Origin of the sequence: Algoriphagus winogradskyi, from assembly GCF_900182815.1 — a bacterium.
Classification (GTDB): domain Bacteria; phylum Bacteroidota; class Bacteroidia; order Cytophagales; family Cyclobacteriaceae; genus Algoriphagus; species Algoriphagus winogradskyi.
In genome coordinates this window covers 612,035-637,593 of sequence record NZ_FXUA01000003.1, presented here as the reverse complement: position 1 = coordinate 637,593, position 25,559 = coordinate 612,035, and the positions used below count along the sequence as shown (strand labels likewise).

Below are 25,559 nucleotides of genomic sequence, written 5' to 3'. Positions count from 1 at the left end.
ATGAAAACATTAATAAAACAGAGAATATTGAACTCAAAATTACTCCTAGTTGGATTTCTAGCTTTGGGAGGGTTTGTCAGTTCCTGCAGCGATATGTTAGAGGAAGAGCCCAAAACAATCGTTTCGGAGAACTTCTATCAAAGTGTGTCTGATTTCAATGCAGCGACTAATGCGATTTATTTTCCCCTACGAATGGTGAGATCGGAGCAGATCGCAGTACTCAGCGCACATACAGACTGGGGATATGGACGGGGAAGCCGCGCCCAATACAATGATTTTGATGGGTTTAATCCTACTAATATCAATGCGGCAGCGGCTCGATGGAACAGTTTCTATCAAGGAATCCGCAATGCGAATATTGTCATACAGAAAGTGCCACTTAGTGAGGAACTGACAGCAGATGAAGTAAGTCAATTCACTGCAGAGGCTAAGTTCCTAAGAGCGCTTACCTACTTCGACTTGGTGAGAAATTGGGGTGGGATTCCACTTCGTACTGATCAAAACCTAGAAGAAAAGGATGTGCCAAAAAGCAGCGCTGAGGAAGTTTATGACTTAATCCTAGCTGACCTAGCTGATGCTGAAATGCACCTTCCTGCCTCTGCAGCCGAACCTGGAAGACCTACTCAATGGGCCGCTAAGACACTTTTGGCTGATGTTTATCTGCAATTAGAAGATTTTGCTATGGCTAAACTGAAAGCTGAGGAAGTTATGGAATCAGAGGTGTTTAGATTGGTGGAAATTGATACGGTGGTGGATTTACGAGAGAAGATTTTCGGAGCTACTTTGATCACTTCCAGCGAGGAGATTTTCTCGTTCAAGTTTGCCAGACAATCAGGTCAGGGGAATGGGCTTCCTTGGATCCTTAATCATCCTAGTACTGGACTTTATAATTTTGGAGGAGCCTATGCGCATTATGGAGATGCAAGTAATCCCTTTTACAAAGAATGGGAGGACGGAGACATAAGAAAGGATCTGTGGCAGTTTGTGGACTTTGGATTAGGCGATTCCACGATAGTAAATGGCAAGTATGCAGAGCCCCAAGCGGTGGATAATTCCGGTGCAGGGAATGATATACCTATTTATCGTTATTCAGAGTTGCTATTGATCTATGCAGAAGCTTCGGCAAGGATAGATGGGTTGAATGAGGACAATCTGGAAGCAGTCAATCAGGTTCATCGAAGAGCTTTTGGCTTAGATCCTATGGCAGCGTCAGATCTAGATTTTCAAATGGAGAAATTGAGTGCGGAGAATTTTCTGGATCTTATACTTCAGGAAAAAGCCTACGAAACACAGTTTGAAGGCAAGCGCTGGTTGGATCTGAAAAGGACCGGGAGAGCTGAGGAATTTGTGATGAAAAATAAGGGGATATCTATTTCGGAGAGGCATTACTTATGGCCGATTCCTTTGGAAGAACTGAATTTTAATGAGGCCATGGATCAAAGTGACCAGAATCCAGGATATTAAAAACGCCTAAGTATCAAATCAAAATGGGGCATTTATTGTGCCCCATTTTTGTTACTATGATTTTTGCCCAGATTAGGAAAATTATACAATCAAGCTGGAATGTAGATGTCAAATGTAGCTCCTTTACCTAATTCCCCTGTGGCTTGGATAAAGCCATTGTGATTGTCAACGATTTTCTTGACTATAGCTAGCCCTATTCCAGTTCCAGCATATTCAGCCTTACCATGAAGGCGCTGAAATACTTCAAATATTTTCTCGCTATAACTTGGGTCAAAACCAATTCCGTTGTCGGAAAATGATATCCAGTTATACATTTGTTCTGGGTCGAGTTTGGCAACTCCGGCATTTTCCCCTGAAATTAATTGACACTTAATTCCAATAAGAACCTTTCGGGATGGATCTGAAAATTTCAATGCATTACTAGTCAAATTCATCAGCAGTTGCTTGAATTGAAAAGGAATCACTCGAATTCGGCAAGCAGCATTAACATCTAACGTTGCTTCTTTATATTGAAGTTCTTCCTTCTGATTATCAATTATTTCATTAATGATGGAGCTAAAACTTACCTCTTCAAAAACCCTTTCCTGAGTATTAGTACGAGAGTAAACCAATAAATCCTGAATGAGTGTCTGCATTCTTTGTGCTGCATTTTGCATGCGATCAAACATGTCTTTCCCCTTAGCTGATATATTATCATATTCATCATCTAAGAGTAAGCTGGTGAAGGTCTGGATCTTGCGAAGAGGTTCTTGTAGATCATGACTAGATATGTAAGCAAAGGACTGTAGCTCCTTATTCATTTTTTCAAGTTCAATGTTCTTAAACTGCAATTCCTTCGTCCGATCCTTTACCTGTTTCTCGAGCTCATTGGCAAAAAGTTTTTGATCTTGAATATCGGTACTGGACCCTACCCACATTTTTATGTTCCCTTGATCATCTCTTTGGGGTATAGCACGGCTTAATTGCCAGCGATAGGTTCCATCTGCCTTTCTGAATCGGTGTTCGAAATGATAGTCTTTCCCACTTGAAATAGACTGAGCCCACTTCTCAATATTTTTCTTTCTGTCATCTGGGTGAACCATTTGAGCCCACCCGTCACTGATAAGTTCATCTGCCGATAGCCCTGTGAAAATATATACAGCTTGGTTAAAGTAATTGACCTTGCCATCTCTATCCGACGTCCAAATTATCTGTGGCATAGAATCAGCGAGAAGTCTGAATTTCTCTTCCCTTTCTAATAATAACTTGTGAAAGTTCTTTTCTTCAGTAATGTCCCGGATAGTGCCGACGATTCGCTCAGGTTCGTTGTTTTGGTCAAAAAATACTTTGCCTCTCACTTCAATCCAGCATCGCTCACTATCGTCGCGCAGGACGCGAGATTCGTATAATAAGCTACCGGTTTTATATGCTTTTTCATAGGCTAATTTGACTGTCTCTAAATCATCTGGATGGAATTTTTCCATCAATTGAGCATTCGAAACTTTCTCTAAGCCTGAAACCCCCATAATCTCATAACATCTGTTAGAGATTATACTTTCTTCGGTTTTTAAGTTAAACTCCCACACGCCTAGACCACTGGCAGAAATCACAATGTTCAGTCTTTCTTCGTTTTCCTCTACTTTCAATCTGGCTTCTACTTTATCAGTCACATCATTCACTGTGATCATGATTCCCCATACTTTTCCTTCTGTGTCATATAGAGGTGCATACTCAAAATCAAAATAAAACTTTTGTACACCGTTGTCCCCAGCGATTATAGCTATTGATTCCTTTTCACTATGAGCTTTTCCCGAAGTATAGACTTTCTTCAACAGCTCAGGGTACTTTTGCGCTTCAAGTTCCGGGAATGCATCTATGATTGGGATGCCGATAACATCAGCTGGTTTTCTTCTCCATACGGATTCAAACATCACTTTATTGGCAGAGTCAATGATGTGGTTTTCACCTCTCAAAATCGTCATCGGGATAGGAGATTGCATGACCATACTTCGGAAATGTTTCTCACTCTCTTGCAGTAAATGTTTTGCTTTCACGGTTGCAGTAACTTCCGTTGCCACTACCATTATCGCACTGATTTCTCCACTTTGTTCTTTAAGTGGATGATATACAAAATTAAAATAGGTAGACTCGTGCTTTCCATATCTATTCATAGTCACAGGGAATTCATTTCCGAAAAATGGTTTACCTGTTCTTTTTATTTCTAAAAAAATATCCTCTATCACTTCCTGAACTTCTGGTAGAGTTTCGAATAGAGGTTTTCCTATAAATTCTTCTTCGCTTTTATCAACTAAAAGGAGATAATTTTCATTGGCCATTTCTACCGTATAGTCATCTCCTCTTAGAATGGTAATGCCCAACGGAGCTTGCTTAACTGAATTCTTAAACCTCTTTTCGCTTTCTTCAATCTTTTGCTTTGCGAGATGGATGTCAGTAACTTCTGCAGCCGTGTTCATCACGCCATATATTTCACCGGCGGTGTTGTATAAGGGGGTGAAACTGTAGTTAAAATAAAAGGGGAGAAGCACTCCCTCAATCATAATATCAACTTTTTGATTTTTGGCATGAAAGGGAATACCTGTTGAGAAGACCCCATATACTTGATCGAAAATCTCTTGATTTTCGAGTTCTGGTAATATTGTTTTATAAGACTTTCCTATTACATCATTCCCTTTTCCCCACACATCAAGAATAGATTGATTAGCCAGTGTAATGATCAAATCTTTGCCTTCATATACACCAATAGGAAATGGCGCGTTGGCCACTATGGAGCGGATACTTTGTTCACTTTCTTCAATTGCTTTTCGAGCTTGTACCTGCTGTGTGACATCTTCCAGCGTTCCATTTAATCTATATCCGATTTTTTCATCGGTAAACCATGCTTTACCTTTTGCATGTACAATTCGTCTTTCCCCTGAATTAGGGTTGATGATAGCGTATTCGATATTGTAATTTCCGCCCGATTCATATAGCAGTGCATTTTGAATGGCCTGTGTTACCCGCGATTTGTCCTCGGGGACGATTGCACTTAGTGCTTGTTCCAAGTTGATTTCTTCTTCCGGAGCCAAGCCAAACCACGATTTAAGCTTTTCATTTCCCGTAAATGTGTTGTTGGCAGGATTGTAATCCCAAGTTCCCAATCCCGCTGCATCTATAGCAAAGTGCAATTGATCTTTACTCTCAATAAGTTTCTCCTCTACTATTTTTTTATCCGTTATTTCCACTGCCGTGCAAAGCACGCCGCCGATATTCCCTTTTAGATCTCGGATAGGGCTGTAATTGAAATCGTAAAATTTATTGCTTACAACACCCCCCGAAGTAGCTATCATAGAGTCAGCTAGCTGCACTGAATTACCCTCCATGACTTTGTTGAAAATGCCAGATCTTTTAGCCCATTTTTCTCTATCTGATTCTTTCGCGCTTTTACCCAGTAGACTGGCATGGGAAGTATCCCCAAGAATTTCCGCGTAATTATCATTGTATAATTTCACAAAATCATCGCCCCAAAAAATACACATGGGTAAGGGGTGCTCCATAATCATTGAAATCGTCGTCAGTAAACTTACAGGCCACTCTGCTACATCTCCAAGGGGGGAGGCTTTCCAATCTATATTCTTATAATGTTCTCCAAGGGTGTTGTTCTTCGAGAAAAAATTCCATCTACTGGTAGGTGTGCTCACAATTTATGGGGTCAATAGTTTTTATACCATGAAAGTAGATCAAGATATGAAATTTATAACCTAAAAGTCATTAAGTAATTTGTTTATCCGAACAGATACCAACTGTTAGAATTATGCTCAAATACGCTCAGTACAATTGATCGAAGAACCTTTTGGTAGAAAAGCTGATGTATATGGAAAATCAGACTCGACTCTTTCAATGAAAATTTCTCAGGTAATAGAATTCTGAATCTGTAGATAACAAACCATACGTATGCTTTGCAAAATGTATAGTTGTTAAGACTTTCAGCATGCTATCTCTCTTCCAGATGTAAGTAGATTGCGCATCGGGATTTCTGAGGTTTTTATCTGGGTTTTCACACCTTTTGCTTCAAAGAGGCTACGGAGTGTCCTCTCATAAAACCTAGTATTTGTGCTCCAGTCGTCTTCAGTTTCCTTATCGATTTTTAGGTAATCAACCGTGCTCAGAAACTGGCAGGAAATTAATTTTGTGATCCATTCAAAGTCCACAGTCTGAATTCCTCCCAAACTCACCTTCTTTCCTAGGCGTTTTGCCCAAGTGGCAGTGAAAACCACGTCTTCGGAGTAGATGTTTTCACATATTTCCTCATTAGCTCTTTTAGCAGGATTTCTCCAAAGTTCTACTTCATTAAAGTGTTGCCCGTGCTTAATTATAAAATGTTCAACTATTTCTGAAAGACTATGCCTTTTACTATGCGTTCCTTCTGGAGCAAAGGAGAAATTATCAAAGCAGAGTTCAAGATGAAAACTTTCCGCTAGAGTAGGAACAAGCCAATCGTACCACCGTAATCCTTTCTTGGTATTGAATTTTGCGCAGTCTATGCCAAGTCTTATTGAAGTGATCCCTTCAAACTTTAGTCTTTCTACTTCCAGATTAACATCTTTCCTACTTCTGACCGGAAACCAAGTCACGCCATTTAGTGATGAAGGTGTTTTAGAATTAATAGAGGTTGAATTCATGTTCTCAAAAATTTATGGGTTAATCGTGTTTTTGCCCCAAATCAATGTGGGAGTAAAAAGGTCTTTTCAAAAAAGTATCCAAAAACTAAAAGCCTTGTTAAAAGGCTTTAAAACACCGTTCACACATTTGCAAGTGAAAAATTAGAGACAAATTTTTCTCAATCTGTGGAGGTGATTTGGGGAATTAAAAAGGAGGTAATTTACTCCCAGGGTTTCAGTGCATTGATCAGCTTTTTCCAAGTATTTTGAGGTAGCCTCCCAAGTGGGTAAGATTTTAATTCTGACTTAGTAGTTAATGCAACATGCATGTAGAAAACTCTGCATAAAACTGGGAGGAATCACCCCAACAAAATTCAGTTTACTTTTTGAAAATATTCATTCCTGAAAGTTTCACCAGCTGGGATTCGTCCGTCAGATCCAGTCGTAATGGAGTCAGGGAAACAAGATTATTCTCTATGGCATAGCGATCTGTCCCTTCCTCCGCTGCCTCCAATGGCACCACCGTAAACCAAAAATGTTTTCTTCCCATAGGATCTTCCGATGGCTTAACTAGCCCATCGTATTGGCGCACAGACTGGCGAGTCCAGACGATTCCAGTTGGGGCGAAAGGAAAGTTTACATTGACTAATTTTGGGCCTTCCTGACCGAGTAGATAGGAAATTACTTCCCTAGCGTAGGGGCGGATATGGGTGAAATTATACTCCTCTCTTTGGGTGGGTGTACTGAGTGCAATACCTTTTATTCCGAGCAATGCAGCTTGTTTTGCTCCTGCTAGGGTACCGGAATGCCACATGGAATTACCCAGGTTCGGACCTAAGTTAATACCTGAAAGTACAGCATCTACTTTTTCCCAGTGAAAGCTACCCAGAGAAACACAATCGGCGGGAGTTCCATTTACCCGATAAGCGTCGAAATCTCCAATCTTGGTCTTCCGATAAGAAAGTGGTCTAGTCGCCGTGACGGCATGTCCCATGGAAGATTGCTCCACATCTGGCGCGACTATACGCACATCGCCAAATTCTGCAGCTACTTCTGCCAATTCCAAAATTCCTGGGCTATAAACTCCGTCGTCATTCGTGATCAAAATATTCATGGTTAGTTAGTTTGGTTTCCTTTTAGCATGCAAATAGCAAGCAGAACTTTTATAGCTAAATACTCATGAAGATCATACTAATCTATAACCCAACTGCCGGAAACGAGGATTTTCCGCTGACCAAGATTATTAAATCTCTTGAAAAACAAGGGGCGAGCATCGTGGCTCAAAATTGCAAAGAGGAGAACTACCAGAAAGTATTTGAACTCAGTTACGATCTGATCATGATCGCTGGTGGAGATGGAACAGTAGAAAAAATCCTGTTGGACCTTCGAGACATAAAATACCCAATAGCGATACTTCCTTTTGGCAATGCCAATAACATCGCTGGAAGTCTGGATCTGACTGACTATTATAAGAAGATTGTCGATCAATATGAGAAAAATGATTTCCAATACCTCAGTATTGGGAAGTATAAAACTAAAGAAGACAAGGGCTGGTTTGTGGAAGGGATCGGGTGGGGGATTTTTGCAGCGCTGCTGCTGCAGTTAGATCGGGATAAAAACCTGGAATGCGAGCAGGATTCAAAAGTCGATTTTGGTATTAAAAATCTGATCAAATTAGAAACAAAACTTCCCGCCCATACCTACAAAATAAAGCTGGACAAAAAGGATTATTCAGGTGAATATGTCTGGATGGAAATCATGAATACCAAGCAACTTGGCCCACAACTTGAACTTGCGCCCTTAGCAGATCATAGTGATGATTTTCTGGATGTGATGCTCGTGAAAGAAAATCAGAAAGATGAGCTCAAAGCCTTTTTGAAAGCGCAGAAAAAAGGGAAAGTCCCAAGTCCATTTAAAACCATCAAGGCTAAGAAAATAAAAATCAGCACTTACCTGCCATTTCACGTGGATGATGAGTTGTTTGAACACAGGACACTTTACGAAGAGACGCCAACGGTGAAAATCTCATTGACAAAGCATCAATTAAAAATTTTAAGAAACGACAAATCCTAAAGAAACGAAATCATGAAATCAATCTGGAACGGTACTCTGGGTTTCGGCCTGGTAAATATCCCTATCAAAATGTATTCAGCTTCCGAAGATCGGCGAATAGACTTGGATATGTTGGATTCCAAAGACCACGAGCGCATTAGATATCAGCGTGTCAATGAAAAATCCGGGAAGGAAGTGGAGTGGAAAGATATCGTAAAAGGATATAAAATGGATGATAAGTACATCATTCTGGAGGATGAGGATTTTGAGCAGGCAAATGCTAAAAAGAGCAAAGTAGTGGAAATAGAAGCTTTCGTCAATGAAGTAGATGTGGCTGATATGCTTTTCAAAAAACCATATTTTCTAGAACCCCAAAAGGAAGGAGGCAAAGCCTATAACTTATTGAGGGAAGCACTGAAGAAAACCAAAAAGCTGGGGTTGGCCACTTTCGTCATGCGTCAAAAAGAGAATCTGTGTCTGATAGGAATCTATAAGGATGCCTTGGTACTTCATGTGATTCGATTTTCTGACGAAATCCGAAGCCCCACTGACCTGAAAATCTCCTCCTCTAAAGTCACCAAAAAAGAGATGGATATGGCTCAATCCCTCATAGAGCAATACAGCGAGAAATTTGATCTTTCTAAATATAAGGATCAGTACAACGAGCAGTTGATGAAGGTGATCAAAGCAAAATCCAAAGGGAAGAAAGCGGTGGTCAAGAAGTTTGTGCCTGAAAACACCCCTTCCAAAGATCTCATGGCTCAACTAAAAGCGAGTTTGGAGAAGCGTAAAAAAGCATCCTAATGGCTCTCGAGGAATACAACAGAAAACGGGACTTCAATAAGACAAATGAACCACGCGGAGATATTGGACTACAAACGGGTGAACTCCGATTTGTAGTCCAACGCCATGATGCAAGCCACCTGCATTTTGATCTCAGGCTAGAAATGGACGGCGTGCTCAAAAGTTGGGCAGTTCCTAAAGGTCCGTCTTTGAACCCTAATGATAAAAGATTAGCGGTAGAGACTGAAGATCATCCGATGAAGTACCTGGATTTTCATGGCACTATTCCTAAAGGTAATTATGGAGCCGGAGAGATGACAATTTGGGATAGTGGCACCTATTCGCCAATTGCAGACGAGAAAAAATCACTCTCCAAAATGTATCAGAATGGTGATTTGAAAATCACTTTTTTTGGAACAAAACTTCAAGGGGATTTTGCTTTAGTGAAGACCAAGTTTGAAGGGAAAAAGCCTAATTGGCTTCTGATCAAAAAGAAGGACGGATTTGCTACAGATCTGGATTATGATGCCAACCTCCATCTGGGGGAAGCGGATGCAACTCATTCTAGTCGAGCTCCTGAAGCAATCACACTCAAGCAGCAAATTTCCCCTATGCTAGCTACTACGAGTAAAAACTTGAAATTCCCTTCCTCCAAAAACTGGCTTTATGAGATAAAATGGGATGGTTACAGGATGATTTGCAACCACTCTAATTCTACAACTAGCCTTTATTCCCGCAATGGGATAGACTACTCAGAAATTTATCCAGAATTAATCGACGGGCTGAAGCAGCTTCCTAAACATGCTATTCTGGATGGGGAAGTTGTAAGTCTGGACAAGGACGGAGTTTCGAGATTTCAATGGCTGCAGCATTATGCTGATGAGCCAAAAGGTCAGTTGGTGTATGTAGTTTTTGATCTACTTTATTTGGATGGGCATAGCATTATCCATTTGAAACTTGAGGAGCGAAAGGAGTTATTGGCGTCACTGGTGGAAGATGTTCCAAATGTTAGATACAGTGAGCATTTGAGAGGTGGAGGTAAAGCATTTTTTGAAGAAGTAAAGAAAATGGGTTTGGAGGGAATCATCGGCAAAAAAGCAAATTCACATTACTATCCTGGTGTACGTTCAGAGGACTGGGTCAAATTCAAAACCCAGGAGAGCATAGAAACTGTTATCTGCGGCTATACCAAATCTGAAAACAGACCTTTTGGCTCCTTGATATTAGGTTTGCAGGAGAAAAACGAATTGAAGTATGTAGGGAATTGTGGAACGGGTTTTTCCATCACACAGCAAAAAGACTTACTTGCACAGTTTAAAAAAATCAAACAGTCCCAATCTCCTTTTCCCGACAAAATTAACCTGAATGGGAGAGAACCTATTTGGCTCCATCCTGTCATGGTAGCTGAGGTGAATTTTGCAGAATGGACGGATAATGGCAGGCTTCGGCAGCCGGTTTTTAAGGGATTGAGAAATGATAAGCTACCTCAGCAATTGGAAGCGGAAAGACCAAAACATGCTGTGAAAGGTGATTCCAATTCTGAAAATTCATTGGAAATTGATGGAATTAACGTGCCTGTAAGTAATCTTGAGAAAGCTCTCTGGCCAAAAGAAGGAATTACCAAGTACGATTTGATTGACTATTATCTTTCGGTTTCAAAATACATTTTGCCTTTTTTGAAGGATCGCCCCCAAAACCTTCATCGCCATCCCAATGGAATAGACAAGGATGGTTTTTATCAAAAGGATACGCCGGAAGGATATCCGGACTGGATCCAAACGACCTCCGTTTATTCTGAGTCTACGGAGAAAAATATTGATTATATGCTTTGTCAAAATGAAGCTACTTTGATCTACATGGCAAATTTGGCCTGCATTGAGCTTAATCCTTGGAATTCAAGAATCACTTCATTGGATAAGCCGGATTATATAGTTATTGATCTCGACCCATCTGATAAAAATGATTTCAAGCAAGTCATAGAAGTTGCGCAAGCTTTTCATCAATTGCTTGAGGAATTGCAGGTTGATGGCTATTGCAAAACATCCGGCGCAAGCGGCTTGCATATATACATTCCATTGGGAGCCAATTATACTTTTGAAGAAGGTAGGGATTTTTGTAAGCTTCTTTGTACTATTATTCAGGAGCAACTTCCCAAGCTCACCACTTTGGAAAGACCCCTCAAAGCCAGAAAGGGGAGAATTTATCTGGATTATTTGCAGAATCGCCGAGGTCAGACGCTAGCATCCGCATATTGTGTTCGTCCTAAGGCTGGAGCAACAGTTTCCACACCTTTACTTTGGAAAGAAGTGAACAGCAAGTTGGATAAAAATGATTTTACAATCTTCACTATGAAAGATAGATTGAAGAAGTACCCAAAGCTTTTTACTGAGGTTTTGGGCAAGGGAGTGAGTATAGAAAAAGCGCTGAAATTACTCGAGGATTGAGTCAGTGAGTAATGCCGAAAGAGACCCGAAATGGGAATTTATTTTCACATTCAATATCTTGATGTGCAGATTATTAGCTTTAAAACACCCTCAGATATACCTAGCATTGTTTAAACAACCTTTTTTCATTTTGGCTACATGATTGATCTTTTGTTCGATTCGAAACCAAATATCAACCATCTATGCAATTTAAAACTACACTGCCGCTTTTAGCTTTGGCAACAATATCCTTTGCCTCCTGTCAGGAAAAAGTATCCAAAGAAGAAAAAGAACAATTATCTCAAACCAGCCCAGATACCGTACAGACGGCTATCGGAGAACTGATCCTTCCTCCACCATACAGCACAGAATCTGTAAGGAACGAAAGTAAACTTGTAGATTGGCCAGAAGGTAAGATGCCTACAGCCCCCGCCGGGTTTACAGTTACCAAGTTTGCTGAAGAACTGGATAACCCAAGAAACACGTATGTAGGCCCAAATGGGGATTTGTTTGTAGCTGAGAGTAATACCAAAGGAAGTGCTGATCGTATTACGATCTTCCGAGACAAAGATAAAAACGGTGATTTTGAAACCCGAGAAGTTTTTAAGGAGGGTTTGAATCAGCCCTATGGTATGCTCATTTTGAATGATTATTTCTTCATAGCCAACACAGATGGTCTGTATAGATTTCCATACAAATCAGGGCAATTGAAGCTTGAAAGCGAGGGTGAGAAAATTGTTGATCTACCTGCAGGAGGATATAATAACCACTGGACTAGAAATTTGATTGCGAATGAAGATGGAAGTAAAATTTACATCTCTGTGGGATCAGCAAGTAATGTGGCTGAGCATGGAATGGAAGAAGAGGTGAGAAGAGCTGGAATTCTCGAAATTAACCCTGATGGAACGGGGGAGATTATTTATGCAAGTGGATTGCGGAACCCAGTAGGAATGTCTTGGAACCCTGTCACCTATGAGCTTTGGACTGCAGTAAATGAACGGGATAAGATAGGGGATGATTTAGTGCCTGATTATATCACCAGCGTGAAAAAGGGAGGTTTCTATGGATGGCCATATTCTTACTTTGGACAGATAGAAGATCCTAGAATGCAAGGAAAAGGTCAGGATTTGGTGGAGAAGGCGATCATCCCAGATGTTCCTGTTGGAAGTCATACAGCTTCTTTAGGACTTACTTTTTATGATGGATCTACCTTTCCGGAAGAGTATAGAAATGGAGCGTTTATAGGTCAGCATGGCTCTTGGAATCGCAAGAAACTTGCTGGTTATAAAGTGCTTTTTGTCCCATTTGCCAATGGCAAACCAGCTGGAAAGCCTAGGGATTTCTTGTCAGGTTTTGTTTCAGATTCTGATGAGTCGGAAGTTTACGGACGTCCAGTAGATGTGACCGTATTGCCCGATGGGTCACTCATTGTCAATGATGATACCGGAAATACGCTGTGGAGAGTTAGTTACTCTGGTAATTAAAGAATTAACTATGACTTACTAAAAACGAATCACATTAAAACTCGAATTCGAAAAAATGAATCGTATGAAGCCTGTTTACTTTATTACAACCATAATTCTAGGGGTATACTTTTCGATTGTGGGAGTAATAAGGTCTGCGGGCTTTTTTCAAGTTTATGGTATAATCTATAAAGGGTAGAAGGTTGATTATTGCGTGATATTTTCCTCAGGCCGGGGAAATTTGGAAGACTTCTTAATCGTGAAATCATTACAAAATCTGTTGTTAGTGCTTCTGAAGACCATTATTCACTCTTGGGTTAAATTTTGAAGTACCCATTGTCATCAACCTATTCAATTAAAATAATCATTTTATGAAAAAGCACATAGCATTATTTGCACTAGCACTTACCACCATTCTTATGGGGTGTAATGAGGAAAAGGAATATGGAAGCGTCACGGATAACGGCGTGATGGAAGTAGATGAGTCCACAGTGATAGATGAGAAAATGAAAGCGGGCTCAGATACAAGCATGAGGCTTACTGATGGAACTTCAATTCCAGTGGTGATTGAATCAACTGATTCTATTGACCTACCTCAGGAATTACTATCTGTGATAGAGAAGAGTAGTGATATTCATCCGGATAGCATTTTAGTCAAAAGAAGATTTGAGGAAAATAGCATTACTTACTACGAACTTGAATTCCGTATGAAAGAGGGACCAAATCAGATTTTGGTTTTTGACGAAGATGGTAAAAGGAAATCAATAGATTAATTCCACCACTCCTGTTTTAAAGAGGATGATACATACACAATAAAATTTTGTGCATTGTATCATCCTCTTCTCTTTCAATGAATTTAATCCTCATTCTGAGGAAACTCTAAGACATTTTTACGGGGAATAGACCGCTACAATTTTTTAGATTATATAAAATCACTAATTCAGGGATTTTTTGAAATGTGAAGAAGAATCCTTTGAAAGACTATGGATTAGCAATAAAACGACTTTTCCAGCTTTTGCTGAAGAGATTTACTTTAAATCAATAGAACTCAAATTGCCTAGGCACTTTTGGTAATCAAATGGACTCTCTCTTGGAATGTTTTTAGAGGCTATTGCTATCACCTTTACCTGTATTCCTTTTAAACCTAAAGCATTATGGATATCCAACATTTCTTTATAACGATCCTTGCTGGAGTAGTAGGAACTATAGCCATGACTATATGTATGTATCTGTATTCATTTAGTACAAAGCAATTCACTAAAGTGATACATATCCTAGGTAACATGCTTGTAGGGGAAAGTAATTATTACACTCCCTCCAGAAATGCGTGGGTAATAGGAACGATAGCACATTTTGGAGTTGGGGTATTATTTTCGTTTGCCTATTTTCTTCTTTGGAACTGGGGAGTTTTTCGGATTAATCTTGAGGATTCTGTTTTGATAGGATTTATCAGCGGAGTACTTGCTATTGGGGTTTGGCAGGGATATATAATTTTGCATTCCCATCCTCCTACGTTCTCTCATATTCACTTTTTTATTGCTCTACTAATTGCTCATATCATTTTTGGATTAGTAAGTGTCAATGTGTTTCAGATGATCACTGACAATCCAGAGCTATGGTACCAACTACAGGAGGAAGCTAAAATCGCACAATGAAAAGCGCTAATCTTATCTTGCCCATTTTTGCTTTCCTGATTGCTCTTTTGTTCTCTTGTAACAATCAAACACTGAGGATTTTTAAGTCCAGCTCAGCCAGAACAACCTATCTCAATACACTTGAAAATTCGGGTATTGGTGCTACTAGGATCGGTTCCGAGTGGAAACACTCTGCCAATGAAGCTATTTTAAAAGCTCCGCAGCTGGAAGTTCCAATCTCCATACAAGGCAGTTTTAAGTCTAAAACTATAGAGGCAAAAGCTTGGAAAATACAGCTGGAGCAAGGTGCATCGATGAATATTCTTGTTCATTGGCAGGCACTAGACAGTAGCAAGTTAATCGTGGATATTATGCAGGGTCCGGACTGGAAGGAGCTGGAATCTTTTGCAACGCAGAGCGACTCTGTGAAATTCGAAGCGCAGAAAACCGGACAGTATTTGCTCCGTATTCAGCCGGAGTTATTAGGTGCAGGTAATTTTCAGATTCAAATCAGCGGTATTGCAACCTACGCGGTCTTTCCTGTTCAGGGCAAAAATAGTAAAGCTATTCAGAGTGTCTGGGGCGATGTCCGAGATGGTGGCAAAAGGTCACATGAAGGCGTGGATATTTTTGCAGTTCGCGGCACTCCGGTCCTCGCACCAGTATCAGGAGTGGTTACTGCAGTTAGGGATAGAGGATTGGGTGGAAAGCAAGTTTGGGTAAGGGATCCTGAGCGCAATTGGAACCTGTATTTTGCTCATTTGGACAGTCAATTAGTAAGTAACCTTCAGCGGGTAAATCCTGGCGATACCTTGGGTTTGGTAGGAAATACCGGCAATGCCAGAACAACAGCTCCACATCTGCACTTTGGTATTTATCAAAATGGTGCAATCAATCCCTTTCCGGCGATAAAAAATGACTTTCAGCAAGCGACAAAACTTAAAGAAGAGCAAGTGGCTGCACTGATGAAAGTGAATACATCTCAGGCTAACTTGAGGTCTCAGCCTAGTACCAAGTCAAGTATAATTTCCCAAATGAAAGCTAACACACCTGTATTTGTGCGTGCTGCGACTCTAGACTGGTATCAGGTGGAGGATGCTGAGGGCAATTTTGGATTTTTATATAAGAATCTGCTATCACCAATTGAGTCTACCTCTCTAAGAGAAAAGGTTTCTTACGCTCATACTCTGCCATCACAAGCTTCCAACGACAGTTTATTGGTGGATTTGGCAGATTTTAGGAAAGTTGGAGAGACTGAGGATGGATTTGATATGATTTTGGATCAGGATGGCAACGTGCTTTTTCTTCCTGCCTTTTTACAATAACAATAAACCTAGCTGCCCAAGTTGGGAACATTTCTGCACAAAAATCATGATATACAAGAATCTGATTTTATCAAGGATATTTTTTAGAAATGGATAAAACAGGCTTATCAACCGCAGCAGGGTAATTAAGTTTATTTCACATGATCAGACTTCTGAAAGGCATTCATGTTGCCCTAACTATAGAAAAACATAAAAATCATGAAAACTAATAGACCAGAAAATTCCAACGAGAAAACTACCGAAGAACTTGCTAAAGAAGCCAAGGTGACGAAAGAAGACCTGCAGGCTTTAGGTCCAAAGGATGCTAATTTGAGTCAGGATGGCGGAGACGATGAGCAGTTGCTGGAAAGAAAACGCAAAGTCGATTTCACAGGCGATGGGTTGGATGTCCCAGGTAGTGAATTGGATGATGAGCAGGAAAGAATCGGATCCGAGGATGAGGAGAACAATCTCTATAGTAATGCAGACGAGGAGGAAAAATAAGAATCTTTGTAGGTTAGGATTAGAGAAAACTATTAGCATTGATTCAATGTGCTTAAGTGCAGTTAAGCTGATATACACATTGAATTTTTAAAAAATTATTCCTCCATATTCTATTGGGAGGGGTTTTAAGGTAAATCACTTATAAACTTCAAGGGCTAGTTGATAGCCCTTTTTTTATGCCTTCTTGTAACCTTCATGGATTTTTTGTAAAAAGTTTCTGCTAATTTCAATAGATTCCAAGCATGAAATCGAATCAATTTGATGCACTAGTAGTAGGTTCTGGAATTAGTGGAGGCTGGGCTGCAAAGGAGCTATGTGAGAAAGGCTTGAAAACCTTAGTATTAGAAAGAGGTAGGGATGTGAAGCATTTGAAAGATTATCCTACTATGACCGCTGCACCTTGGGAAATGCCTCATCGCAATCAAATTCCCAGAGCCGATAAACTTGAAAACCCTGTAGTAAATCGTTGCTATGCCTATAAGGAAGATACGCAGCATTTTTTTGTCAAAGATTCGGAGCATCCATACGTGCAGGAAAAACCTTTTGACTGGGTGCGAGGCTATCAGGTTGGTGGGAAATCTTTGATTTGGGCCCGTCAAACTCAGCGATGGAGTAAATATGATTTCGAGGGGCCGGGCCGAGATGGATTTGCTGTTGATTGGCCAATACGGTATGAGGATATTGCTCCTTGGTACAGCTATGTCGAAAAGTTCGTGGGAATAAGCGGAAGCTATGATGGTTTGGATACGCTACCTGATGGCGAGTTTTTGAAAGCTTGGGAAATGAATTGTGTAGAGAAAGAAATTCAGAAACGGATTAAGGCGTCATATACTGATCGAGATGTTATTATAGGCCGATGTGCACATCTTACTGAACCAAAAGAGGTCCACCTTGCCCAAGGCCGAGGTCAATGTATGGCTAGAAATCAATGCTACCGAGGGTGTCCGTTTGGTGGCTATTTTAGTTCGAATTCTTCAACTTTGCCCACAGCTGCTAAAACAGGAAACCTGACAGTGAGACCTGATTCTGTGGTTCATTCCCTGATTTATGATGATGAAAAGGGTAAAGTAACAGGAGTTCGCATATTAGATCGTATCACAAAGGAATCTTCAGAATATTTTGCGGATGTAATTTTTTTAAATGCTTCTGCATTGAATACCAACTTGATTTTGCTGAATAGCACTTCCAAGCGCTTTCCAAACGGTCTTGGAAATGACTCAGGGATTTTAGGAAAGTATATCGCCTTCCACAACTATCGTGGATCCATCAATGCCAATTACGAGGGGTTTGATGACAAGTACTATTTTGGCAGAAGGCCAACGGCTGTGATGATGCCCAATTTCAGGAATGTGAAAAAGCAAGAAATGGACTTTTTGCGTGGTTATATGACTTTTTATTCGGCAGGAAGGGCGGGATTTGGACATTCTTCCGAAGTTCCATTTGGAGCGGTATTTAAGAATGAGAATTCTAAACCTGGGCCATGGTCTGTTTACATGATGATGCAGGGAGAAACAATTCCCAAAGAGTCTAATCAGGTCAGTTTAAGTCCTGATCAGAAGGACGAATGGGGAATTCCATTGCTGCAAATCAAGGTAGGCTACGATGAGAATGACGAGAAAATATTAACCGATTTTCATGAGCAAGGGGAGGAAATGCTCACCAAAGCAGGTTGCGTGAATATCCGTAAAGGTGACAGTAAGCAATCTCCGGGCTTGGATATTCATGAGATGGGTGGAGTGAGAATGGGTAGAGATCCTGAGACTTCGCTACTCAACGGATTTAATCAGATGCATTTGGCTCCAAATGTATTCGTTACAGATGGTGCTTGCATGACTTCAACAGGAACCCAGAATCCATCTATTACCTATATGGCTTTAACTGCCAGAGCGGTTGATTATGCAGTAAAAGAAATGAAAAAGGGGAATATTGGTTGATCAAATAAGGGCTGAGGACCAGATGATTGATTGCAGATCCGAATGAACAAGAATTACCGATCATTCAGGCCCATGCCCTCAAGAATTTTCGGGATACATTTTTCAATCCTTGACTCCCGGGTTTTTGACTGTTTGGGAGCAGAAAAAAACAAAATGTAGCCCCTTTGTCTGCCTGGAGTCAATGCTTCAAAGGCTGATTTTAGTTCCGGGTTTTGGTCTAGCTTGCGTTGGAGTTCTTCAAGGATTGGTTCTGGCTTCTTTTCAAATTTGACTTCTAATCCAGCTTTCTCTACTTCAATAGCTTCAAAAATGTAGGCTTTCAGCCTGTTTTTTAAATTAGATACTTCGTCAATGCTTGTGTACTTGATCAGCCGTGCTGCTTGCGTGTTTTCACCTGGCTTGCTTAGGATTTTGTCTGTATCGCTTAAAAGAGCTCCCTTAAAAAAGCTTACCGAACAGTATTCTTTAAATGCTGCTAAAATGAGGACATTACTTTTTCGGTAGGTGTAAGTGGGAACACCCCATTTGGACTGTTCCTCAAGTCCACAGTCAAGGATGATTTTTCTCAGAAGCTTTAACTCTTCCGTCCAGTAATGAACTTTGCAATCAGGGGTGCCACCTAGAGGACATCGGCCGCAGCCTTCTGTGAAATACGCATCAACGGAATGATTCATTTAATCTTTTACGCAGTTTATCGGTCACTTTTTTTTTCCAATACAATCACTGTTCTATTTGGAACATAAAGTTTGATGCTTTTGTGTTCATCGGTAGGATAGTGCGTTTTAAGATCCAAACGCTCAAAACCGCTAAATTCTTTTTCATCGGAGTTCAATAGGATCTGGTATTCTCCGGGGACTTTAACATGAATTGGCAGTCCGAAAAATGACTCAGTAGGGTGGAAGGAAAACACGAAAATCAACCCAGCTCTTTCGTAGGCCAAGATCTTTTTGTCAGGGTCAAGAAAGAGTTGAACAGCAGGTGCTGAGGAAAGTAGCGAATAATCAGTTGCCAGCTTGATAATGGCTTTATCCCATGCGTCTAATTGTCCATAGCGAAGTAGTGGGTCATCAACGAGAGACCATTGACGCCTAGCATGCTGATGACTCCAGTTATTTCCCTCTCTTGGGAAATCCACCCAGTCGGGGTGCCCAAATTCATTTCCAATAAAATTTAAATAACCTTCTCCCCCCAGTGTAAGTGTGATCAGTCTAATTAATTTGTGCAGTGCCACTCCACGATCTACTAAGAGGTTTTGCTGCAGTTTTGACATGGAAAAATACATATCTTCTTTCATTAGCCGAAAAGCAAGAGTTTGATCGCCGACTAAAGCCTGATCATGACTTTCGGCGTAGCCTATTGAGCGCTCTGCCGCTGGCCGGTTGGTGAGCTGGTGCCAAAGCTCAAACATGTCCCATTCCTCGTCCTGCTTATGTTTTAGGGTTTTGATCCAAAAGTCTGGAACTCCCATCGCCATTCGGAAGTCGAATCCAATTCCTCCGTTTTCAATGGGGCGGGCAAGGCCTGGCATTCCGCTCATATCTTCTGCGATGGAGATGTTTTCAGGTTTCAACTTGTGAATCAGGGTATTTGCCAGCTGTAAGTACAAAATCGCATCCTCGTCCACATTTTGGTCAAAATACAGGTCAACTGAATCAAAGTCCATGAACAATCCATGATGATGATACATAATCGAAGTCACACCATCGAAGCGGAATCCATCAAAATGAAACTCTTCCAGCCAGTAGCGGATATTTGAAAGTAGGAACTGTTGCACTTCACGCTTGGAATAATCGAAGACTTTAGAGTCCCAGGCCGCATGGTAGCCTTTTTCGCCAGGATGGAAATATTGATGATCGCTGCCATCAAATTCATTCAGGCCTTCATTTACATTTTTGATCGCATGAGAATGAACGATATCCATCACCACCGCAATTCCCATTTCATGCGCTTTGTTGACTAGGGATTTTAATTCCTCAGGCGTGCCAAATCGGGAGGTAGGGGCAAAGAAATTAGAAACATGATAGCCGAAGGATCCATAATAAGGGTGCTCCATTATAGCCATCATCTGGATGGTATTATATCCTGCGGCTTTGATACGTGGAAGTGTAAAATCTTCAAATTCTTGGTAAGTTCCAACTCCCATTTTCTCCTGAGCCATTCCTACATGACACTCATATATTAAGGGTTGCTTCAGGCTTTTCTCTGTGCTAAAAGAATCATCAGTCCACTTAAAATTCTCAGCAAACCAAAGCTGACCTGCTACATCATGTGTGGTTTCATCTTGGGTTACTCTCCTTATATAAGCGGGTATTCTGTCCAAAGCGCCATTTTCGGCTACCACATGAACTTTTACTTTGCTGCCATGTATAAAGCGATCCTTGTATTGCTCAAAAGGCAAGAAAATCTCCCAATCACCACGACCGCTTTTTTTCATGGGATGAGAGCCTCTATCCCAGTTGTTAAAATCGCCGAAAAAGTAGAGTTGTTTGGCTGCAGGTGCCCATTCACGGTAGACCCAGCCTTTTCTCCAGGCTTCGAAATGTATTCCGTAAAATTTATGGACAGAGGCATATTCGAGGATATTTCCACTGAAATCGTTGATTTCACGAATTGCTTCTTGGTATCGATCAAATCGCCTTTGTATTTGTGGTTCGTATTGAGCAAGCCAAGGTTCCTCTCTAACTAGCGCGATTTTATTTGAGTCTTTCACTTCTATTTTTTTTGCTGATCTGAATTTAGAAAAATGTGGGAGTATATACGCATCAGTTTTTAGATTCCCATTCGAATCTTTTGTCTAAAAAAACTAAAGCGGTATAGAAATCTTACTTTCTGTACCGCTTTGATCATTTACTAAGTCAAGTAATTACTATGGTTTTATACAATATCAGTCTTTCTAGGGTCAGGTCCATATTCATTAGCACCGTCTTGCCCCTTTTTGGCTGCCAGCCATATGAAGCCAATGAAATTGATCGGAGGTGGAATTAAAAGGTAAAAGACATATTTCCAATCATAACCTATGTCATGGAGTCTTTTGATTGCTTGAACCAACAAAACTGAAATAGATGCAATAAGTGCTACCCCTGCTCCATAGAATATGGTCCATGACTGTGATTGGAAACTATCCCAAATCATCATCAAGCAAAGAATATTGATGAAATAAAAAATTATAAATAGCACCAGATACCTTCTTCTGGTGATTCTTCCGTCAGGTTTAAATATAGTGTCCATATTTAAACAACAGCCTACAGATAAAGATGTTTGGCCTTTAGTGTTTTTCGTAGACCATTTCCGGTTCTAAAACCTCAACGTTTCCTTTGTCATTTATTTGATCTAGTGTCACGAGTTTTAGCTCATTGATCAACATCGGGTCGTATTTAGCAGCTACGCGAATGTAGTTTTCTGTGAAGCCGTGAATTTTACCATCCTCAATATCTTCTTCGAAAAGTACCGTGAATGTTTTGCCAAGATTCTCTGTGTAAAATTTTCTTCTCTTTTTTTCCGAAAGAATTCGCAGCATTTTGGAGCGCTCATTTCTCTTTTTCATGGGCACCACCTGATCCATCTCAGCTGCTCTTGTATTGGCTCGCTCAGAATAGGTGAAAACGTGTAGGTAAGAAATATCCAGCTCGTTCAGGAAATTGTAAGTCTCGAGGAAAAGCTCGTCAGTCTCGCCAGGAAACCCGACGATTACATCAACGCCAATACAGGCGTGTGGCATGAGTGTTTTAATTTTGGTAACTCGATCTACATACAACTCCCGTAGGTACCTCCTGCCCATTTTTCTTAAGATAGTATTAGAGCCAGATTGAAGAGGGACATGAAAATGTGGGACAAAGCGTTTGGATTGTGCTGCAAAGCTGATGATTTCGTTGGTGAGCAAGTTTGGCTCGATGGATGAAATCCTCAATCTATTGATGCCTTCTACCTCATCGAGTGCATAGACTAGGTCTGCGAAGCGCTCGTTTCTTTTTCCATCTACGATTCCGAAGTCACCTATATTCACTCCAGTTAGTACTATTTCGTTCACACCGGTTGCAGCGATTTCTCGAGCCGATTGGAGCACACTTTCAATGGTATTGCTGCGGCTTTTGCCTCGGGCAAGTGGGATAGTACAGAATGCGCATCCGTAGTTGCAGCCATCTTGAACTTTCAGGAATGTTCTAGTGCGGTCATTAATAGAGTATGCATTATTAAAGACGGTGGCTTCTTGGATTTCTGAAGCAAGGACTTTCGTTTCCTGTACTGCAGCAAAATCATCCAAAAGTTCGATCAAACGGAATTTCTCAGCTGCTCCAAGAACTGCATCTACTCCTTCGATTTCGGATATTTCTTTTGGCTTTAATTGAGCGTAGCACCCAATAATGGTCACGTATGAATTTGGAGAAATCTTTTTAGCCTCCTTCACAATCTTCTTACACTTCTTATCAGCATTCTCGGTAACCGAGCAGGTGTTGATGATGAAAATATCGGGATTTTCCTGAAAATCCACTTTTAAGTAGCCCTTTTCTTCAAATTGGCGACTGATAGTGGAGGTTTCGGAGAAATTTAGCTTACATCCTAGTGTATAAAAGGCTACTTTTTTCACAATTACGCTTCTGACAATGAGATTGCAAAGGTAATTAATCTTCGCTTGTTTTCAATTCTCCAATTTTTAGAGATAATTCACAGGTTTTTACCGAAAATGGTGTCTTTTAGTCACGATTTATTGAAAAAAGTGTAATTTTTTCGAAAAATGAGGTCAAAAATCAGTCAGAAGAGATTTCATATACATATTTTTCTATTTTTGTGTGTATAATTTTAAACCACATATTGTAGAAATGGCAACACTCAGACAACAAGCCTTAGCAATGGTGCAGACTAGACAGCGCGTAGCTGTAAAAGCACCATCCTCTAAAATCTCAGACTTTTTTGGTACCAATACCTTTGGAACTGCTCAAATGAAAGTGTCTTTGGCACCTTCAGCTTACAAGAGAGTAATGGAAGCAATCGACAAAGGAACCAAGATTGATGCTGCTACTGCAGAAGAAGTAGCATCAGCAGTAAAAACTTGGGCCTTGTCCAAAGGTGTTACACATTATACACACTGGTTTCAGCCACTTACTGGTTCCACCGCAGAGAAGCATGATTCCTTTTTCGATGCCTTAGGAGGTCTTGAGAAATTTAAAGGATCTGCCCTAGTTCAGCAGGAGCCAGATGCATCTTCTTTCCCGAATGGAGGTATTCGCTCAACTTTTGAAGCTCGAGGATATACAGCCTGGGATCCTACTTCTCCGATTTTCATCTTCGAAAATACGCTTTGTATTCCAACAATCTTTGTGTCTTACACAGGGGAAGCACTGGATTACAAAACGCCTCTATTGAAGTCTATTGAGGCAATCAATGATGCAGCAGTAGCTATCTGCCAATTGTTTGACAGAAACGTGAGAAAAGTACAGCCTTCTCTAGGTGTTGAGCAAGAATATTTTGTGATAGATAAAGCTCTTTTTGCAGCAAGACCGGATTTGGTAATGGGCGGAAGAACTGTGTACGGACATAGCCCAGCTAGAGGTCAGCAATTAGACGATCACTATTTTGGATCTATTCCAACAAGAGTAAAGGACTTCATGGTCGATTTCGAAAATGAAGCTCTGAAACTGGGTATTCCAGTGATGACTCGTCATAACGAAGTTGCTCCAGGTCAATTCGAAGTTGCTCCTTTGTTTGAAGAAATCAATAAAGCGACCGATCACAATCAATTGTTGATGGATGTGATGGAGAAAGTAGCTGAGAGACATGATTTGAAAGTTCTTCTTCATGAGAAGCCATTTGCAGGTGTAAACGGTAGTGGTAAACACAACAACTGGTCTTTGATTACTGATACTGGAGTTAACCTTTTCCAACCGAGTAATTCTGCTAGAGAAAATCTTCAGTTCTTGACTTTCTTAGTAGCTACAATCAAAGCGGTTTACGATCACTCTGATCTATTGAGAGCGAGTATCGCTTCTGCAGGTAATGACCACCGTCTTGGTGCTAACGAAGCTCCTCCAGCCATTATCTCTGTTTTCCTAGGTGCTACTCTTACAGAAGTGTTGGATGAGCTCGAGAAAAATGGGAACATCAAAATCGAGAAGGGCGACAACATGTATATGAAATTGGGTATTTCTAAGATTCCTGAAATCATCCTTGACAATACTGATAGAAACAGAACTTCTCCTTTTGCTTTCACAGGTAACAAATTCGAATTCCGTGCTGTAGGTTCTCAGGCAAATGTGGCTGGTCCGATGACAGTACTTAATGTGATCGTCGCAGATGTATTGGCAGAAATGGCAAAAGACATCGAGAAAGAGATGAGCGCAGGTAAGGAGAAGAAAATTGCGATCGTTAACGTATTGAGAAAATACATCAAGGATAGCAAGAAAGTAAGATTCGAAGGTGATGGCTACTCTGATGAGTGGGCAGCTGAAGCTAAGAAAAGAGGATTGTCTAACTTGAAGTCTACGCCATTAGCTTTAGATGTTTATTCTACTAAAGCCACCAAGGAGCTTTTCGAAAGACATAATGTAATGAACGGAATCGAGGTTCATGCACGTCACGAAATCATGTTGGAAAGCTTCATGAAAAAGATTCAGATCGAAGGCCGTGTGATGGGGGATCTTGCATTGAACCATATCATCCCTACAGCAATTCTTTACCAAAATAAAATCATCCAAAACGCAAATGGTCTTAAAGGACTAGGTTTGGATAACACAGCTGCAGTAGAAACGATCAAAGAGGTTTCCAAGCATATAGAGTCTTTGAAGTCAAATATAACAGCGATGGTAGAAGCACGTAAGAAGCTGAACAAGGAGACTGATATTGTAAAAATGGCCAAAGGATATCAGGTTGATGTCAAAGAAGCCTACTTTGACAAAATCCGATATGCGGTTGATAAACTTGAGCTTTTGGTAGATGATGAGTCATGGCCATTAGTGAAGTACAGAGAAATGCTTTTTCTTAGATAGGTTTTTCTTTAACTACTAATCAAAGCCGTTCCGAAAGGGACGGCTTTTTTTTGGTCTGTATTATTTGAGAGTTCAGTCAATTCATAGATTCACAAACAAAATTTTGTAACAATTAATAAGTTAAATACATGGTTTGATGTATTAGTTTGATTCTACATGGAGGGATTGTTAAAAAAAAGAACATATGTATTGTGGTTAGAGAAAATTAATTTTTGTATTCCTTGACATATCAAAAAACTAATCTGTATTACCTTGTAATTAATAAAAATGCTTTTCCATAAAGGTTACTTAACAAAAAAAATATATTAATTGATTGATTTTATTGAAAAAAAAATTACAAAGAAGTTTTGAAACATATATCTTTTTTCTAGATTTATGAGA

Annotated in this window: 18 protein-coding genes; 11 read left to right on the top strand and 7 right to left on the bottom strand. The window is 40.3% G+C overall.

Going from position 1 to position 25,559, the window contains the following annotated elements:
• Complete coding sequence (locus QOL76_RS11100; protein WP_283413029.1) at positions 1-1,464, top strand: RagB/SusD family nutrient uptake outer membrane protein; 1,464 nt, start codon at positions 1-3, stop codon at positions 1,462-1,464.
• An 89-nt stretch (positions 1,465-1,553) separates the two neighbouring features.
• On the opposite strand, the gene QOL76_RS11095 is transcribed toward QOL76_RS11100, so the two are convergent.
• The 3 genes from QOL76_RS11095 to surE all read right to left on the bottom strand — a co-directional run bounded on the left by QOL76_RS11095 (position 1,554) and on the right by surE (position 7,215).
• Positions 1,554-5,141, bottom strand: a complete 3,588-nt coding sequence (locus QOL76_RS11095) for a PAS domain S-box protein (RefSeq protein ID WP_283413028.1) — start codon at positions 5,139-5,141, stop codon at positions 1,554-1,556.
• Between the two features lie 285 nt (positions 5,142-5,426).
• Positions 5,427-6,122 (bottom strand): hypothetical protein, encoded by a 696-nt coding sequence (locus QOL76_RS11090; RefSeq protein ID WP_283413027.1) that lies wholly within the window; start codon positions 6,120-6,122, stop codon positions 5,427-5,429.
• A gap of 358 nt (positions 6,123-6,480) precedes the next feature.
• Positions 6,481-7,215, bottom strand: coding sequence for a 5'/3'-nucleotidase SurE (gene surE / locus QOL76_RS11085; protein WP_283413026.1), 735 nt, complete (start codon positions 7,213-7,215; stop codon positions 6,481-6,483).
• 65 nt (positions 7,216-7,280) lie between these two features.
• On the opposite strand from surE, the gene QOL76_RS11080 reads away from it, so the two are divergent.
• From QOL76_RS11080 to QOL76_RS11040, 9 genes are all read left to right on the top strand, one after another.
• The gene (locus QOL76_RS11080; RefSeq protein WP_283413025.1) at positions 7,281-8,174 is read left to right on the top strand and encodes a diacylglycerol/lipid kinase family protein; all 894 of its coding nucleotides are present in this window, start codon (positions 7,281-7,283) and stop codon (positions 8,172-8,174) included.
• Positions 8,175-8,186: 12 nt separating this feature from the next.
• Entirely contained in the window at positions 8,187-8,957 is a 771-nt protein-coding gene (gene ku / locus QOL76_RS11075) for a non-homologous end joining protein Ku (RefSeq protein ID WP_283413024.1), read from the top strand.
• A complete protein-coding gene (ligD, locus tag QOL76_RS11070; protein ID WP_283413023.1) occupies positions 8,957-11,380 on the top strand; it encodes a DNA ligase D in 2,424 nt (807 codons plus the stop codon). Before ku ends, ligD begins: the two co-directional genes overlap by 1 nt.
• 182 nt (positions 11,381-11,562) lie before the next feature.
• A complete protein-coding gene (locus tag QOL76_RS11065) occupies positions 11,563-12,843 on the top strand; it encodes a PQQ-dependent sugar dehydrogenase (RefSeq protein ID WP_283413022.1) in 1,281 nt (426 codons plus the stop codon).
• Between the two features lie 350 nt (positions 12,844-13,193).
• Positions 13,194-13,595 (top strand): hypothetical protein, encoded by a 402-nt coding sequence (locus tag QOL76_RS11060; protein WP_283413021.1) that lies wholly within the window; start codon positions 13,194-13,196, stop codon positions 13,593-13,595.
• Positions 13,596-13,976: 381 nt separating this feature from the next.
• Positions 13,977-14,477: a DUF6789 family protein gene (locus tag QOL76_RS11055; RefSeq protein ID WP_283413020.1), complete on the top strand. Its 501-nt coding sequence runs from the start codon at positions 13,977-13,979 to the stop codon at positions 14,475-14,477.
• On the top strand, positions 14,474-15,781 hold the full coding sequence (locus QOL76_RS11050; protein ID WP_283413019.1) for a peptidoglycan DD-metalloendopeptidase family protein: 1,308 nt from the start codon (positions 14,474-14,476) through the stop codon (positions 15,779-15,781). The genes QOL76_RS11055 and QOL76_RS11050 overlap by 4 nt, the downstream gene beginning before the upstream one ends.
• A 198-nt stretch (positions 15,782-15,979) precedes the next feature.
• Positions 15,980-16,264, top strand: coding sequence for a hypothetical protein (locus QOL76_RS11045; RefSeq protein WP_283413018.1), 285 nt, complete (start codon positions 15,980-15,982; stop codon positions 16,262-16,264).
• 242 nt (positions 16,265-16,506) lie between these two features.
• A complete protein-coding gene (locus tag QOL76_RS11040; RefSeq protein WP_283413017.1) occupies positions 16,507-18,198 on the top strand; it encodes a GMC oxidoreductase in 1,692 nt (563 codons plus the stop codon).
• Positions 18,199-18,251: 53 nt separating this feature from the next.
• Here the strand turns inward: QOL76_RS11040 and QOL76_RS11035 are convergent, their stop codons facing one another.
• The 4 genes from QOL76_RS11035 to mtaB all read right to left on the bottom strand — a co-directional run bounded on the left by QOL76_RS11035 (position 18,252) and on the right by mtaB (position 22,783).
• Positions 18,252-18,872, bottom strand: coding sequence for a YdeI/OmpD-associated family protein (locus QOL76_RS11035; protein ID WP_283413016.1), 621 nt, complete (start codon positions 18,870-18,872; stop codon positions 18,252-18,254).
• Positions 18,873-18,889: 17 nt separating this feature from the next.
• Complete coding sequence (locus QOL76_RS11030; RefSeq protein WP_283413015.1) at positions 18,890-20,908, bottom strand: alpha amylase C-terminal domain-containing protein; 2,019 nt, start codon at positions 20,906-20,908, stop codon at positions 18,890-18,892.
• A 164-nt stretch (positions 20,909-21,072) separates the two neighbouring features.
• On the bottom strand, positions 21,073-21,426 hold the full coding sequence (locus tag QOL76_RS11025) for a DUF805 domain-containing protein (protein ID WP_283413014.1): 354 nt from the start codon (positions 21,424-21,426) through the stop codon (positions 21,073-21,075).
• A 37-nt stretch (positions 21,427-21,463) separates the two neighbouring features.
• Complete coding sequence (mtaB, locus tag QOL76_RS11020; RefSeq protein WP_283413013.1) at positions 21,464-22,783, bottom strand: tRNA (N(6)-L-threonylcarbamoyladenosine(37)-C(2))-methylthiotransferase MtaB; 1,320 nt, start codon at positions 22,781-22,783, stop codon at positions 21,464-21,466.
• Between the two features lie 232 nt (positions 22,784-23,015).
• Here mtaB and QOL76_RS11015 point away from each other — a divergent pair, with 232 nt between their 5' ends.
• Positions 23,016-25,178, top strand: a complete 2,163-nt coding sequence (locus QOL76_RS11015) for a glutamine synthetase III family protein (RefSeq protein WP_283413012.1) — start codon at positions 23,016-23,018, stop codon at positions 25,176-25,178.
• Positions 25,179-25,559: the final 381 nt, after the last annotated feature.

Bases quoted from the DNA above. Each gene is read 5' to 3' on its own strand.
- QOL76_RS11100 (WP_283413029.1), top strand. From the start codon at position 1: ATGAAAACATTAATAAAACAGAGAATATTGAACTCAAAATTACTCCTA.
- QOL76_RS11090 (WP_283413027.1), bottom strand. From the start codon at position 6,122: ATGAATTCAACCTCTATTAATTCTAAAACACCTTCATCACTAAATGGC.
- surE (WP_283413026.1), bottom strand. From the start codon at position 7,215: ATGAATATTTTGATCACGAATGACGACGGAGTTTATAGCCCAGGAATT.
- QOL76_RS11080 (WP_283413025.1), top strand. From the start codon at position 7,281: ATGAAGATCATACTAATCTATAACCCAACTGCCGGAAACGAGGATTTT.
- ku (WP_283413024.1), top strand. From the start codon at position 8,187: ATGAAATCAATCTGGAACGGTACTCTGGGTTTCGGCCTGGTAAATATC.
- ligD (WP_283413023.1), top strand. From the start codon at position 8,957: ATGGCTCTCGAGGAATACAACAGAAAACGGGACTTCAATAAGACAAAT.
- QOL76_RS11065 (WP_283413022.1), top strand. From the start codon at position 11,563: ATGCAATTTAAAACTACACTGCCGCTTTTAGCTTTGGCAACAATATCC.
- QOL76_RS11060 (WP_283413021.1), top strand. From the start codon at position 13,194: ATGAAAAAGCACATAGCATTATTTGCACTAGCACTTACCACCATTCTT.
- QOL76_RS11055 (WP_283413020.1), top strand. From the start codon at position 13,977: ATGGATATCCAACATTTCTTTATAACGATCCTTGCTGGAGTAGTAGGA.
- QOL76_RS11050 (WP_283413019.1), top strand. From the start codon at position 14,474: ATGAAAAGCGCTAATCTTATCTTGCCCATTTTTGCTTTCCTGATTGCT.
- QOL76_RS11045 (WP_283413018.1), top strand. From the start codon at position 15,980: ATGAAAACTAATAGACCAGAAAATTCCAACGAGAAAACTACCGAAGAA.
- QOL76_RS11040 (WP_283413017.1), top strand. From the start codon at position 16,507: ATGAAATCGAATCAATTTGATGCACTAGTAGTAGGTTCTGGAATTAGT.
- QOL76_RS11035 (WP_283413016.1), bottom strand. From the start codon at position 18,872: ATGAATCATTCCGTTGATGCGTATTTCACAGAAGGCTGCGGCCGATGT.
- QOL76_RS11025 (WP_283413014.1), bottom strand. From the start codon at position 21,426: ATGGACACTATATTTAAACCTGACGGAAGAATCACCAGAAGAAGGTAT.
- QOL76_RS11015 (WP_283413012.1), top strand. From the start codon at position 23,016: ATGGCAACACTCAGACAACAAGCCTTAGCAATGGTGCAGACTAGACAG.